Origin of the sequence: Kitasatospora sp. NPDC056446 (assembly GCF_042796115.1) — a bacterium.
In the GTDB taxonomy this organism is placed as follows: Bacteria; Actinomycetota; Actinomycetes; order Streptomycetales; family Streptomycetaceae; genus Kitasatospora.
Genome location: NZ_JBHTRF010000017.1, coordinates 91,414 through 105,272, shown reverse-complemented (window position 1 = coordinate 105,272; position 13,859 = coordinate 91,414). Strand labels below are relative to the sequence as shown.

At 72.5% G+C, this 13,859-nt stretch carries 12 protein-coding genes; 4 read left to right on the top strand and 8 right to left on the bottom strand.

Annotation, left to right across the window (positions count from 1 at the left end; translation table 11 throughout):
* Positions 1 to 480 carry a DUF948 domain-containing protein gene (locus tag ACFQ6N_RS13475; RefSeq protein ID WP_380648996.1) on the bottom strand — a complete coding sequence of 160 codons (480 nt, stop codon included), beginning with the start codon at positions 478 to 480 and terminating at the stop codon, positions 1 to 3.
* 221 nt (positions 481 to 701) lie between these two features.
* Here ACFQ6N_RS13475 and ACFQ6N_RS13470 point away from each other — a divergent pair, with 221 nt between their 5' ends.
* Both ACFQ6N_RS13470 and ACFQ6N_RS13465 read left to right on the top strand, forming a co-directional pair.
* Complete coding sequence (locus tag ACFQ6N_RS13470) at positions 702 to 2,960, top strand: ATP-binding protein (protein WP_380648995.1); 2,259 nt, start codon at positions 702 to 704, stop codon at positions 2,958 to 2,960.
* 64 nt (positions 2,961 to 3,024) lie between these two features.
* Positions 3,025 to 3,351: a tetratricopeptide repeat protein gene (locus ACFQ6N_RS13465; RefSeq protein ID WP_380648994.1), complete on the top strand. Its 327-nt coding sequence runs from the start codon at positions 3,025 to 3,027 to the stop codon at positions 3,349 to 3,351.
* A gap of 147 nt (positions 3,352 to 3,498) precedes the next feature.
* On the opposite strand, the gene rpsD is transcribed toward ACFQ6N_RS13465, so the two are convergent.
* The 7 genes from rpsD to ACFQ6N_RS13430 form a co-directional block, all read right to left on the bottom strand.
* On the bottom strand, positions 3,499 to 4,113 hold the full coding sequence (gene rpsD, locus ACFQ6N_RS13460; protein ID WP_063346792.1) for a 30S ribosomal protein S4: 615 nt from the start codon (positions 4,111 to 4,113) through the stop codon (positions 3,499 to 3,501).
* Positions 4,114 to 4,422: 309 nt separating this feature from the next.
* Positions 4,423 to 5,865, bottom strand: coding sequence for a replication-associated recombination protein A (locus ACFQ6N_RS13455; protein WP_380648993.1), 1,443 nt, complete (start codon positions 5,863 to 5,865; stop codon positions 4,423 to 4,425).
* 40 nt (positions 5,866 to 5,905) lie between these two features.
* Positions 5,906 to 6,724: a polyphosphate kinase 2 gene (gene ppk2, locus ACFQ6N_RS13450; protein ID WP_380648991.1), complete on the bottom strand. Its 819-nt coding sequence runs from the start codon at positions 6,722 to 6,724 to the stop codon at positions 5,906 to 5,908.
* A gap of 142 nt (positions 6,725 to 6,866) precedes the next feature.
* Positions 6,867 to 7,313 carry a GNAT family N-acetyltransferase gene (locus ACFQ6N_RS13445; RefSeq protein WP_380648990.1) on the bottom strand — a complete coding sequence of 149 codons (447 nt, stop codon included), beginning with the start codon at positions 7,311 to 7,313 and terminating at the stop codon, positions 6,867 to 6,869.
* A gap of 155 nt (positions 7,314 to 7,468) precedes the next feature.
* Positions 7,469 to 9,259 carry an aspartate--tRNA ligase gene (gene aspS, locus ACFQ6N_RS13440; protein WP_380648989.1) on the bottom strand — a complete coding sequence of 597 codons (1,791 nt, stop codon included), beginning with the start codon at positions 9,257 to 9,259 and terminating at the stop codon, positions 7,469 to 7,471.
* Positions 9,256 to 10,518 carry a histidine--tRNA ligase gene (hisS, locus tag ACFQ6N_RS13435; protein ID WP_380648988.1) on the bottom strand — a complete coding sequence of 421 codons (1,263 nt, stop codon included), beginning with the start codon at positions 10,516 to 10,518 and terminating at the stop codon, positions 9,256 to 9,258. Before hisS ends, aspS begins: the two co-directional genes overlap by 4 nt.
* 11 nt (positions 10,519 to 10,529) lie before the next feature.
* On the bottom strand, positions 10,530 to 11,237 hold the full coding sequence (locus ACFQ6N_RS13430; protein WP_380648987.1) for an MBL fold metallo-hydrolase: 708 nt from the start codon (positions 11,235 to 11,237) through the stop codon (positions 10,530 to 10,532).
* A 262-nt stretch (positions 11,238 to 11,499) separates the two neighbouring features.
* Between ACFQ6N_RS13430 and ACFQ6N_RS13425 the strand changes: the two genes are divergently transcribed.
* Positions 11,500 to 12,345, top strand: a complete 846-nt coding sequence (locus ACFQ6N_RS13425) for a peptidylprolyl isomerase (protein ID WP_380648985.1) — start codon at positions 11,500 to 11,502, stop codon at positions 12,343 to 12,345.
* 264 nt (positions 12,346 to 12,609) lie between these two features.
* Positions 12,610 to 13,839, top strand: coding sequence for a DUF349 domain-containing protein (locus ACFQ6N_RS13420; RefSeq protein WP_380648984.1), 1,230 nt, complete (start codon positions 12,610 to 12,612; stop codon positions 13,837 to 13,839).
* The last annotated feature ends 20 nt before the right edge of the window (positions 13,840 to 13,859 follow it).

Here is a 13,859-nt window from a genome sequence, read left to right as displayed (position 1 = left end):
TCAGCCCCTCACCGCTCGCCGGACCCTGGAGAGCAGACCGCCCCTGGGCGCGGTCGCGGCGCGCACCTCGGCCCGGATCAGCCGGGCCAGTTCCTCGCGCTCGCCGCTCTGGAGCGGCACGGAGGGCAGGCCGCCCTGCTGCTTGGCGACGGCCTTGCGGACGCCGTAGCTGAAGGCCGCGACCTTCACCAGCGGTCCGCCCAGGGTGGCGGCCACGGTGGAGGAGAGCGCGTTGGCGTTGGCGGCGGCGTCCTGCACGTTGGCGGTGATCTCGTCGACCCGCTCCAGCTGCTCGTTGGCGCTGCGCACCGCGGCGCCCGCGTCGGTCAGCAGCGGCACGGCCTGTTCGGTGACGGCGGAGACCAGGACGGCGGCCTCCCTCAGCACACGGGAGAGGCGGACCAGGACCACGGCGAGCAGGGTGACCAGGACCGCCCAGAACACGGCGACGAGCACTCCGGCCAGCTCTCCCACGGACACCTTTGCGCGCTCCCTCGCCTTGCTGTTCTCCAGACGGAACCCTATCGCGCCGACGCCCGGTTTCCGGACCGGGTCGTCCCCTCCGGCGATCCGACCGGGTGTGCGATCCGCGCGCGTAACCTACCGGTCGGTCACCTCGTTCTGCCAGGCAGGCCGTCGCGCGTACGGCCCGACAGACGTCCGGACCGCGGCGGTCCGGCCTGGAGCACGGGGAGCAGCGCTTGGCCGGCGACTGGACAGCACAGCCCGGGGAGCCCCCAGCGGGGTCGCGGGAGCCGGAGCGCGGGCGGCTCCCGGCCGAGGTGACCGGCTTCGTCGGGCGGCAGCGCGAGCTGACCGACCTGGCCGCCCTGCTGGCCGCCTCCCGGCTGGTGACGGTGACCGGTCCGGGCGGGGTGGGCAAGAGCCGGCTGGCCCTGCGCGCCGCGGCCCGCGCGGTCGGATCCTTCCCCGACGGCACCTGGCTGGTGGACGTGGCCCCGGTCCAGGACCCGCTGCTGCTCGGCCACGCCCTGCTGGAGGCCCTGCGACTGACCGACGGCACCGCGCGCCCGCCGCTGGACATCCTGACCGAGCGGCTGGCCGGCCGGCGCCTGCTGCTGGTACTGGACGGCTGCGAGCACCTGGTGGAGACCTGCGCCGAGCTCGCGGACGCGCTGCTGCGGGCGCTGCCGGGCCTGCGGCTGCTGGCCACCAGCCGCACCGCGCTGCGGGCCTCGGGCGAGCACCTGCTGACCCTCGCGCCGCTGCCGGTCGGCCCGGCGCCCGACGGCCCACCGCCGTACGGCCTCCCGCCGGCCGCCCCGGTGCCGGGCGGCGAACTGCCGGACGCCGTCCGGCTGTTCGTCGACCGGGCCCGGGCGGTGCTGCCCTCCTTCGAGGTGACCGAGGCCAACGCGGAGGCGGTCGGCCTGCTCTGCCGCCGGCTGGACGGCATCCCGCTGGCCGTGGAGCTGGCCGCCGGACGGCTGCGCGCGCTGTCGGTCGAGCAGATCACCGTCCGGCTGGACGACCGGTTCCGGCTGCTCACCGGCGGGTCCCGGACGGCCCTGCCGCGGCACCAGACGCTGCGGACGACGATCGGCTGGAGCCATGAGCTCTGTACGGTGCAGGAACGTTTACTCTGGGCCCGCCTGTCGGTCTTCGCCGGTAGCTTCGACCTGGAGGCCGCCGAGTACATCTGCGCCGGCGAGGGCATCGAGCCCGAGGACGTGCTCGACCTGCTCGACGAACTGGTCGCCAAGTCCGTGGTGCTCCGCGAGGACAGCGCCTTCGGCGTCCGCTTCCGCCTGCTGGACACCCTGCGCGAGTACGGCGGCCACTGGCTGCGGGCCGCCGGCGAGGAGCAGCGGCTGCTGCGCCGCCACCGGGACTGGTACCTCGGTGTCGCCACCTGGGGCGAGGTCGAATGGTTCGGCCCCCGGCAGACGGAGACCGCCGAACGCACCGAGCTGGCCCACACCAACCTCCGGGCGGCACTGGAGTTCTGCCTCGGCGAGCCCGGCGAGGAGCAGATCGCGCTGCTCCTGGCCGGCACGCTCTGGTTCTACTGGGTCGGCTGCGGCCACCTCGGCGAGGGCCGGCACTGGCTGGACCGCGCGCTCGCCCTGGACCGCGAACCCACCGAGGCCCGCGCCAAGGCGCTCTGGGTCACCGGCTACATGGCCACCCTCCAGGGCGACCTGGCCGCCGCCCGCCCGGCCCTGGAGGAGTGCCGCCGCCAGGCCCTGGACACCGGCGACGACCGGGCCCTCGCCTACGCCGTCCACCGCCAGGGCTGCGCCGCCCTGATCGGCGACGACCCCGAGCGCGCCGCCGAGCTGTTCGAGGAGGCGCTCTGGCACTACCGGACCATCGGCGAGCTCAACAGCAACGTGGTGATGGCCATGCTGGAACTCGGCCTCGCCCACCTGTTCCGGGGCGACCTGGACAGCGCCGAGCTCTGGTTCGGCCAGGCCCGCGAGCTGTGCGAGGAGCACGGCGAGCAGTGGGCGTACGCGTACGTGCTGTACGCGATGGCGTACTCGCACTGGCTGGACGGCGCCGTCCAGCCGGCCCGCGCGCTGGCCCGGGAGTGCGTACGGCTGAACCACCTCTTCCACGACCTGCTCGGCATCGTGCTGGGGATCGACCTGCTGGCACTGCTGGAGACCGAGCCGGACGCTCCGGGCGAGCCGGGCGACCTGCGCGAGGCCCGGGTGCTCCAGGGCGCCGCGCACCGGATCTGGCTGACGGTGGGCACACCGTTCCTCGGGTCGCTGAACTTCTTCGGCACCCACCGGGAGTGTGCCGAGCGGGCCCGGGCCGGGCTGACCGAGCAGGAGTACGAGGAGTGCTACCGGGCCGGCGGCCGGCTGGACCTGGAGGCGGCGGTCTCCCGGGCGCTCGACGATGGGGGCTCGGCGGACGGCCCCGAGTCCGGGCCGGGGCCCTGCTCGGTGCCGCCCGCACCGGCGCCCGCGCCGGTGCGGAAGAGCTGAGGCCGGGAATAGTTGAAAGTTGTCCATTGCTTGAGGAGGCAAGGATCCACCCGGAAGGAGCACCATGGCCGTCCACAACACCGCCGACGAGTACCGCATGGCGACGTTCTACTTCGACTCCAAGGCGTACACCGACGCCGCCCGCATGCTGGAAGGCGTGCTGGCCGAGGAGCCGGCCAACCTCTCGGTCCGGCTGCTGCTCGCCCGCAGCTACTACCACTCCGCCCGACTCGGCCGGGCCGAGGCCGAGTTGCTCCGGATCCTGGAGGCCGACCCGGCCGAGGACTACGCCCGGCTGATGCTCGGCCGCGTCCTGGAGCGCCAGGGCCGCGCCGAGGAGGCCCGCCCGCACCTGCGGCTGGCCGCCGCGATGGCCGGCGAGAGCGTCTGAGCGGCGCACCCCACCGGAAACGCGACACCGCCGGAAACGCGACCCCACCGGAAAAGGGACACCGCCGGAAAAGGGACGAGCCCCCGCCGCCTCGAAAGGCGACGGGGGCTCGTTCGCGGTCCCGCCAGGAGCGGGACCGCTCGCGGGTCAGCGCGAGTAGTACTCGACGACCAGCTGCTCGTCACAGATCACCGGGACCTCCTTGCGCTGCGGCGCACGGTCCAGGCGGAAGGCCAGGGCCTTCAGGTTGACCTCGAGGTACTTCGGGGTCTGGCCCTCACCCGCGTAGCCACCCTCACGGGCGACCTGGAACGGGACCTTCTCCTTGCTGCGCTCGCGGACGGTCACCACGAAGCCCGGCTTCATCTGGTACGACGGCTTGTTGACCTTGCCGCCGTTGACCTCGATGTGGCCGTGGACGACCATCTGGCGGGCCTGGTAGATGGTGCGGGCGATGCCCGAACGCAGGACCAGGGAGTCCAGACGGGTCTCCAGCTCGGCGACGAGCGCCTCACCGGTCTTGCCCTCGGCCTTCTTCGCGCGGTCGAACGCGCGCGCCATCTGCTTCTCGCTCAGGTCGTACTGGGCGCGCAGACGCTGCTTCTCGAGCAGACGGACCTTGTAGTCCGAGTTCTGCTTGCGACCACGGCCGTGCTGGCCGGGCGGGTACGGGCGGGCCTCGAAGTACTTGACGGACTTCGGGGTCAGCGGCACGCCGAGCGCACGCGCGATCTTGACCTTGGGGCGCTTCTGGTTCGCCATGAACCAAACCTTCCTTGCTTATGAATACGGCTTCACCAGGTGTTGACGGAGGTCGCACGTCGCGACCCGGAGAAAACCCCGTCGCCGAGGCGATGGGATCAGCCGCTCTCCGGAGCCGGGCACGAGAGTGCTTGTCACACGGACCGCCCAGAGCCTGGGCCACCCGCGACACCGAAACGGTGCGCGACGCTCCTGGTGCGGGCCCCTCGGAAGGGGCCTACGGCCGATGCCCCGCTGGTGCGGCCGGTCGGTGGGGTCTCCCCCGCCGCCGTCCCGGGACATGGCACTCCGATCGAGTATAGCCGCCGCTCACCCGGCCTCTTCCCCGGGCTGCCGCTCGGCCTCCGCCGCCTTCGGTTTCTCCGCCTTCTCCGGCTTCCGCTCCGCCCGCTGCTCGCTCCGGCGCTCCCCGCGCAACCGCCCCCGCGTCCACTCCACGACGTCCGCGTACCGGGCCTCGCCGCCGCGCCGGGTCGGCTGGTAGTACTCCTTGCCGTGCACCGCGTCCGGCGCGTACTGCTGGGTGGCGATGCCCTCCGGCAGGTCGTGCGGGTACTGGTAGCCCCTGCCGTGGCCGAGCTTGCCCGCGCCGCCGTAGTGCGCGTCCCGCAGGTGCGCCGGCACCGCGCCCGCCATGCCCTGCCGGACGTCCGCCAGCGCCGCGTCGATCGCCAGGTAGGCCGCGTTGGACTTGGGGGCGAGGGCCAGGGCGATGGCCGCCTGGGAGAGGATGATCCGCGCCTCCGGGAAGCCGATCAGCGCCACCGCCTGCGCGGCCGCCACCGCCGTCTGCAGCGCGGTCGGGTCCGCCAGGCCGACGTCCTCGCTCGCCGAGATCATCAGCCGGCGGGCGATGAAGCGGGGGTCCTCCCCCGCCTCGATCATCCGGGCCAGGTAGTGCAGGGTGGCGTCCACGTCGCTGCCGCGGATCGACTTGATCAGCGCGCTCGCGACGTCGTAGTGCTGGTCGCCGTCCTTGTCGTAGCGGACCGCCGCCTGGTTGACCGCCGTCTCGGTGGTGGCCAGGGTGATGGTCGGCTCGCCCTTCTCCAGCGCCGCCCCGGCCGCCGCCTCCAGCGTGGTGAGCGCCCGCCGGGCGTCCCCGCCGGCCAGCCGCACCAGATGGTCCTCGGCGTCCGCGCCGAGTTCCAGCGCGCCCTCCAGGCCGCGCTCATCGGCCACCGCGCGGCGCAGCAGCGCCCGGATGTCCTCGTCGGTCAGCGACTCCAGGGTGAGCAGCAGCGAGCGGGACAGCAGCGGGGAGATCACCGAGAAGTACGGGTTCTCGGTGGTCGCCGCGATCAGGGTGACCCAGCGGTTCTCCACGGCCGGCAGCAGCGAGTCCTGCTGGGCCTTGGAGAAGCGGTGGATCTCGTCCAGGAAGAGCACCGTCTCCCGGCCGGACATGCCGACCGCCCGCCGGGCGCCGTCGATGACCGCCCGGACCTCCTTGACCCCGGCGGTGATCGCCGACAGCTCGACGAAGCGCCCCTCGACGGCCTGGCTGATCACGTGCGCCAGCGTGGTCTTCCCGGTGCCGGGCGGCCCCCAGAGGATCACCGAGCTGGTGGCCGCCGGGCCGCGCGAACCCGCGACCAGCCGCCGCAGCGGCGACCCGGGCTTCAGCAGCTGCCGCTGCCCGGCCACCTCGTCCAGGGTGCGCGGGCGCATCCGTACGGCCAGGGGCGCCCGCCCGGGCTCCCTGGCCTGGCGTTCCTCGGCGGCGGCGGTGAAGAGGTCCGGTTCGTCCACACCGGAAGCCTATGCGAGGCCTCCGACAACCATGGCCGGACTATTCGAGTGCGGCGGCGTGGTCCGGGACGTACTTCTGCATGTCGCGCGGCGGCCGCTGGTAGCCGCGGGAGGCCGGGCGGGGCGGCAGCTCGATCTGCGGCGCCTTGATCTCGTGGTACGGCACGGTCGAGAGCAGGTGGGCGATCATGTTGATCCGGGCCCGGCGCTTGTCGTCGCTCTCCACCACCTGCCAGGGCGACTCCGGGATGTCGGTGTGGATGAACATCTCGTCCTTGGCCCGCGAGTAGTCCTCCCAGTGGGCGATCGACTCGACGTCCATCGGGGAGAGCTTCCAGCGCTTCATCGGGTCCTCCAGCCGGTCCCGGAAGCGCCGCTCCTGCTCGGTGTCGCTCACCGAGAACCAGTACTTGCGCAGCAGGATGCCCGCCTCGGTCAGCATCCGCTCGAAGGTCGGGCACTGGTGCAGGAACTGCCAGTACTCCTCGTCGCTGCAGAAGCCCATCACCCGCTCGACCCCGGCCCGGTTGTACCAGCTGCGGTCGAACAGCACGATCTCCCCGGCCGCCGGCAGGTGCTCGACGTACCGCTGGAAGTACCACTGGCTCTTCTGCCGCTCGGTCGGTGTGGGCAGCGCCGCGACCCGGGCGATGCGCGGGTTCAGGTACTCCGTCACCCGCTTGATCGCTCCGCCCTTGCCCGCGGCGTCACGCCCCTCGAAGACCACCACCAGTCGGGCGCCCTCGACCCGCACCCACTCCTGGAGCTTCACCAGCTCCTGCTGCAACCGCAGCAGCTCCCGCTCGTACGGCTTCTTCGCCAGTCGTTCCGGCTTCGCGGTCCGCTGCTTCCCGGCCACCCTCTGGTCCTCCGTCCGACTGCCGCTGATGCACACTCACCGTAGGCGCAGCACGGCGAAAGCGCAGATCGGACCGGTCGGAACGGCCGGAACAGGCGCAACGACGGGGATCGGGACGTCCGGAGCGGCACGGAACGTCGGTCTAGACCGCGACGAAGGGCTCCGGGTAGCGGCAGAGCCCGCGCGGGACGGCGTCGTGCCCGCCCAGCGGCAGTGCCTGGAAGTAGGCCTCCGGCACCTCGAACGGGCCGACCACCTCGTGCCGCCCGGCCGGCGCGAAGCCGAACCGCGCGTAGTACTCCGGGTCGCCGAGGACGACCACCAGCTTCTCCCCCGCCTCCTCGGCCGCCGACAGCGCGGCCCGGACGACGAGTTCGCCGATGCCCCGGCGCTGCCACTCGGGCGCCACGGCGACCGGCGCGAGCGCCACCGCGTCGCCGTCCCCGACCCGCAGCCGGGTCAGCAGCGCGTGGCCGATCACCAGCCCGGTTCCGTCGACCGCGACCAGCGACAGCCCGGGCAGCCAGGCGGGGTCGCGCCGCAGCGCGTCCACCAGGTCCGCTTCGTCCGGGCCGGGGAACGCGGCCATGTGGACCCGTCTGGTCGCCGGGGCGTCCTGCGGACATTCGACTCTCGTTGTGACCTGCATCAGTCAACCCTCCCTGTGTCACACACCGTTGTGGACCGGCCCCGGACGGTGGGTGGACCGTCCGGGGCCGTTGCAGGTTAGCGGATGACGCGGTGTCAGTCCTTGGGCTGTGCCTCGGACTTGGCGTCCTCGCGGACCTTGGGCTGGGCGTCCACGCCGGCCTCGCGGCGCTGCGCCGGGGTGATCGGGGTCGGAGCACCGGTCAGCGGGTCGCCGCCGGTGGACGTCTTCGGGAAGGCGATGACGTCGCGGATGGTGTCGTACCCGCCGAGCAGGGTGACGATCCGGTCCAGACCGAAGGCGACACCGCCGTGCGGCGGCGGGCCGTAGTTGAAGGCGTCCAGCAGGAAGCCGAACTGCGAGGCCGCCTCCTCCTCGGAGAGGCCGATCGCGTCGAACGCCCGCTTCTGCACGTCGCGCTGGTGGATACGGATCGAACCGCCGCCCAGCTCCGAGCCGTTGAGGACCAGGTCGTACGCGTTGGACAGCGCCGAGCCCGGGTCGGTGTCGAAGCTCGCCAGCGACTCGGCGGTCGGGGCGGTGAAGGGGTGGTGCACCGCGTGCCAGCCCTGGAACGCGCCCTTCTCGTCCTCGATCGGCTCGAACATCGGGAAGTCGACGACCCAGAGGAAGGCCCACTTCGACTCGTCGATCAGCTCGCAGCGGCGGCCGATCTCCAGACGGGCGGCGCCGAGCAGCTCCTGCGAGGCGCGCTCCTTGCCGGCGGCGAAGAAGACGGCGTCGCCGTTCTTGGCGCCGGCGGCGGCGGCCAGGCCGGCCAGGTGCTCCGCGGAGAGGTTCTTGGCGACCGGGCCGCGCAGCTCGCCGGTCTCGGCGTCGATGAGCACGTAGGCCAGGCCCTTGGCGCCGCGCGCCTTGGCCCAGTCCTGCCAGGCGTCGAGCTGCTTGCGCGGCTGCGAGGCGCCGCCGGGCATGACCACGGCACCGACGTACGGGGCCTGGAAGACGCGGAACTCGGTGCCCTTGAAGTACTCGGTGAGGTCCGTGAGTTCCTGGCCGAAGCGGACATCCGGCTTGTCGGAGCCGTAGCGGCCCATGGCGTCCGCGTAGGTCATCCGGGGCAGCGGGTTCGGGATCTCGTAGCCGTGCACCTCGCGCCAGACGGCACCGATGATCTTCTCGCCGAGGGCCAGGATGTCCTCCTGGTCGACGAAGGAGGCCTCGATGTCCAGCTGGGTGAACTCCGGCTGCCGGTCGGCGCGGAAGTCCTCGTCGCGGAAGCAGCGGGCGATCTGGTAGTAGCGCTCCATGCCGGCCACCATCAGCAGCTGCTTGAACAGCTGGGGCGACTGCGGCAGCGCGTACCAGTGGCCGGGCTGGAGGCGGACCGGGACGAGGAAGTCGCGGGCGCCCTCGGGGGTGGAGCGGGTGAGGTACGGCGTCTCGATGTCGAGGAAGTCGTTCTCCTCCATCACCCGGCGGATGATGTTGTTGACCTTCGAGCGCAGCCGCAGGCCCTTGGAGGGGCCCTCGCGGCGCAGGTCCAGGTAGCGGTAGCGCAGCCGGACCTCCTCGTTGACCGTGCCGGGCTCGTACTCGGCGACCGGGAACGGCAGCGGCGCGGCCTCGGAGAGGACCTCGATCTCGCTGACGACGACCTCGACGGCGCCGGTCGGGATGTCCGGGTTCTCGTTGCCCTCGGGGCGGACGCGGACGTCGCCGACGACCTTGACGCAGTACTCGGCGCGCAGGCCGTGCACCGACTCCAGGTCGCGGACCACGATCTGCACGGTGCCGGAGGCGTCGCGCAGGTCGATGAAGGCGACGCCGCCGTGGTCGCGGCGGCGGGCGACCCAGCCGGCCAGGGTGACGGTGGTGTCTGCGTGCTCCGGGCGGAGCGTGCCCGCGTCGTGCGTGCGGATCACAGCTGCTTCTCCTTCAGGGTGGGGACGAGTGCGTCGAGGGCGACGGGGGTCTGCTCGCCGGTGCTCAGGTCCTTGAGCTGGACGACGCCCTCGGCGAGGTCGCGGTCCCCGGCGATCAGGGCGAAGCGGGCGCCGGACCGGTCGGCGGACTTCATCGCGTTCTTGATGCTCTTGACGCCGAAGGCGAGGTCGGTGGCGACGCCGGCCCGGCGCAGCTCGACCACCTTGGCGAACAGGATGTTCTTGGCCTCCTCGCCGAGCGCGACGGCGTACACGGAGGTGGCGGCCGGCAGGTCGAGGGTGACGCCCTCGGCCTCCAGGGCCAGGTAGGTGCGGTCCACGCCGAGCGCCCAGCCGACGGACGGCAGCGCGGGGCCGCCGATCATCTCGGACAGGCCGTCGTAGCGGCCGCCGCCGCCGATCGCGGACTGCGCGCCGAGGCCGTTGTGCACGAACTCGAAGGTGGTGCGGGTGTAGTAGTCCAGGCCGCGGACCAGCTTGGGGTCGTCCACGAAGGCCACGCCGGCCGCGGTGAGCAGCTCACGGACCTTCTCGTCGTACGCCTTGCAGTCCTCGCACAGGAAGTCGCGCAGCATCGGCGCGCCGACCAGCTGGGCCTGCACCGCCTCGCGCTTGTCGTCCAGCACGCGCAGCGGGTTGATCTCCGCGCGGCGGCGGGTCTCCTCGTCCAGGTCCAGCCCGGAGAGGAACGCGATCAGCGCGGCGCGGTAGACCGGGCGGCACTGCTTGTCGCCGAGGCTGTTGAGCAGCAGCGAGTAGTCGCTCAGGCCCAGTGCGCGGAAGGCGTCGTCGGCCAGGATGATCAGCTCGGCGTCCAGCGCCGGGTCCTCGGCCCCGATCGCCTCGGCGCCGACCTGGGAGAACTGGCGGTAGCGGCCCTTCTGGGCGCGCTCGTAGCGGTAGTACGAGCCGGAGTACCAGAGCTTGACCGGCAGGTTGCCCTGCTTGTGCAGGTTGGCCTGGAGCGCGGCGCGCAGCACGGAGGCGGTGCCCTCGGGGCGCAGCGCGAGCTCGTCGCCGCCCTTCGTGGTGAGGGTGTACATCTCCTTGGTCACGATGTCGGTGGACTCGCCGACGCCGCGGGAGAACAGCTTCACGTCCTCGAAGACCGGGGTCTCGACGTAGCCGTAGCCGGCCCGGCGGGCGGGCGCGGCGATGCGCTCGCGGATCGCCAGGAAGGTCGCGGAGCTGGGGGGCAGCAGGTCGTAGGTGCCCTTGGGGGCGGTGAAGGTGCTCAACTTCTCTTCCGTCACATTCCTCGTCGCGGGAAAGCCGGGGCGCCTGCCGCCCCCGCTGCCTGTCGGAGGTAGGGGTTGGTGGCGCGCTCGCGGCCGATGGTGGTCTGGCCGCCGTGGCCGGAGAGGACCACGGTGGAATCGTCGAGGGGCAGGCACACCCGGGCCAGCGAGTTCATGATCGCCGCGCTGTCCCCGCCCGGGAGGTCGGTACGCCCGATGGAGCCGGCGAACAGTAGGTCGCCCGAGAACAGCACCGGGGGGAGGTCCTCGGCACCGGGCGTCCGGAAGGTCACCGACCCCCCGGTATGGCCCGGGGCGTGGTCCACGGTGAGCCGCAGGCCGGCCAGGTCCAGCACGCTGCCGTCGGTGAGTTCGCGGACGTCGTCCGGCTCGCCGACGGTGAGCTCGCCCATCAGCTGGGTGCCCAGGGAGCGGCCGAGCGCCTTCTCCGGGTCGGACATCATGTACCGGTCCTCGGGGTGGATCCAGGCCGGGACGCCGCGGGCGCCGCAGACCGGGACCACCGAGGCCACGTGGTCGATGTGGCCGTGCGTGAGCAGCACGGCGACGGGCTTGAGCCGGTGCTCGCGGATCAGCTCCTCGACCCCGGCGGCCGCCTGGTGGCCGGGATCGACGATGACGCACTCCTCGCCCGCCGCCGGAGCGACCAGGTAGCAGTTGGTGCCCCAGGCTCCAGCGGGGAATCCGGCGATGAACACGCGCGTCCTTCGGGTGTGCGGCGGTCGGCTGCGGGGGCCACCGTCGTGGTGTCGCCGGTGGTGGTGCCGCCTATTGGTGATCCAGGGGCAGCCTACCGGCGGTCCGGCTCCGGTTGCGAACCAGATAGCGGGCGGGGCGCGGCCGTCTGACAGGTTCACCGCGTTCTTACAGGCCCGGTCCCTACACTTGGCCGCCGAGGGATGCGATGATCCGCTCCGGTATCCATCCACTTTTCCCGCACATCCGTAGGAGACACGGCCGGTGGTCAGCAGCGAACAGCGGCGGCGGCAGCTCGCCCGCGAGAAGTACGAGCGCCAGATGGAGCGCCGGGTCGAGTTGGCGGCCGCCCGCAGGCGCCGCAACACGATCCTGGGCGCCTCGCTCGCCGTGGTGGTCCTGGCCGGCGGTGGCACGCTGGTCGCCACCGGCGCGTTCAGCTCGGACGACAAGGACAAGGCCACCTCGGCGGCGAGCAGCGCCGCGCAGGCCGCGCCGACCCAGACCGGCGAGCCGACCACGCCGACCCGCAAGCCGGTGGACGGCTGTGCCGCCCCGGCTCCGGGCGCGCCCAACGGCAAGCAGTGGCAGGCCGAACCGCCGATGACGGTCGCGGGCGGCTCGTACACCATGGCGCTGGACACCAACTGCGGCAAGGTGACGGTCGCGCTGGACGCGGCCAAGGCCCCGCACACCGTGAACTCCTTCGCGTTCCTGGCCGGCGAGCAGTTCTTCGACCACACCAAGTGCCACCGCCTCACCACCGACGGCATCTTCGTGCTGCAGTGCGGCGACCCGACCGCCAGCGCGACCGTCCCCGGCGGCACGGGCGGGCCCGGCTACAAGTTCAAGGACGAGAACCTGGCCGACGCCACCTACCCGGCGGGCACGGTGGCGATGGCCAACTCCGGCCCGGACACCAACGGCAGCCAGTTCTTCCTGGTCTACAAGGAGACGAAGCTGCCGCCGAAGTACATCCCCTTCGGCAAGATCACCGGTGGCCTGGACGTGGTGCAGAAGATCGCCGCCGCCGGCACCCTGGAGGGCTCCGCGGACGGCCACCCGATGGCCGACGTCACCTTCAACTCCGTTACGGTGTCGAAGGGTTGACCGGCTCCGGGGCCGGGTGCGAGGGGCGTCCGCGCCACCCGTGCCCGGCCCCGGCCCGAAATCGCCCGGCCCGGATGCGGACAGCACCGGTCCTGGTCGCCTATGTTGGCGTTGTATAGGGTGCCCGGACCCGCCTAGCCGTCACCCTCGGCAGCAAGGCACGGCGGACGGGGACGGCGGACTCTTCGGTCCGCCGCACATCAACTGTGGACGACGGTCGCGCGCCGCCCCGGCGCGGGCGCGACGTCATGTGGAGGACGCGCTATGAGCAGCGACCCGTGGGGCCGTGTCGACGAGCAGGGCACGGTCTACGTCAGGACGGCCGACGGAGAACGCGTCGTGGGTTCCTGGCAGGCCGGCTCGCCCGAGGAGGCCCTCGCCTACTTCGAGCGCAAGTACCAGGGCATCGAGGTGGAGATCGGCCTGCTGGAGAAGCGGGTGCGCACCACCGACCTGGCCGCCAAGGACGCCCAGACCGCGCTGGAGCACCTGCGCGCCCAGGTCGTCGAGGGGCACGCGGTCGGTGACCTGGACGCCCTGGCCAAGCGGCTGGACACGCTCACCGGCGAGATCGAGAGCCGGCGCGAGGAGCGCAAGGTCGCCCGGGCCAAGGCCCAGGACGAGGCCCGCGCGGCCAAGGAGACCCTGGTCGCCGAGGCCGAGCAGCTCGCCGAGTCCACCCAGTGGCGGGAGGCCGGCGACCGGCTGCGCGCCCTGGTGGACACCTGGAAGGGCCTGCCGCGGCTGGACCGCAAGAGCGACGACGAGCTGTGGCACCGCTTCTCGCACGCCCGCTCGGTCTTCTCCAAGCACCGCAAGGCGCACTTCGCCACCCTGGACGCCGAGCGCGAGAAGGCCCGGCAGACCAAGGAGGCGCTGGTCGCCGAGGCCGAGGCGCTGTCCTCGTCCTCCGACTGGGGCAGCACCGCGGCCTCCTACCGCGACCTGATGGCGCGCTGGAAGGCCGCCGGCCGGGCGCAGCGGGACATCGAGGACGAGCTGTGGGCGCGGTTCCGCGGCGCCCAGGACGTCTTCTTCCAGGCCCGTTCCTCGGTGTTCAGCGAGCGGGACGCCGAGCAGGTGGAGAACCAGAAGCTCAAGGAGGCGCTGGCCGGCGAGGCCGAGGCGATCCTGCCGATCACCGACCTGAAGGCCGCCAAGGCCGCGCTGCGCGAGCTGAACGAGCGCTGGGAGGCGATCGGGCACGTGCCGCGCGAGGTCCGTCCGAAGCTGGACGGCCGGCTGAACGCGGTCGAGCGGGCCATCCGCGAGGCCGAGGACGCCGACTGGAAGCGCTCCAACCCGGAGGCCAAGGCCCGTGCGGCCGGCATGGTCGGCCTCTTCCAGGCCAAGGCCGACAAGATCCAGGCGGACCTGGCCAAGGCCCGTGCGGCCGGCAACGCCTCCCGGATCGCCAAGCTGGAGTCCGAGCTGGACGGCGTGCAGACCCTGCTGGAGCAGGCGCACAAGAGCCAGGAGGAGTTCAGCGGCTGAGCCGCCCGAACGACGCCGAA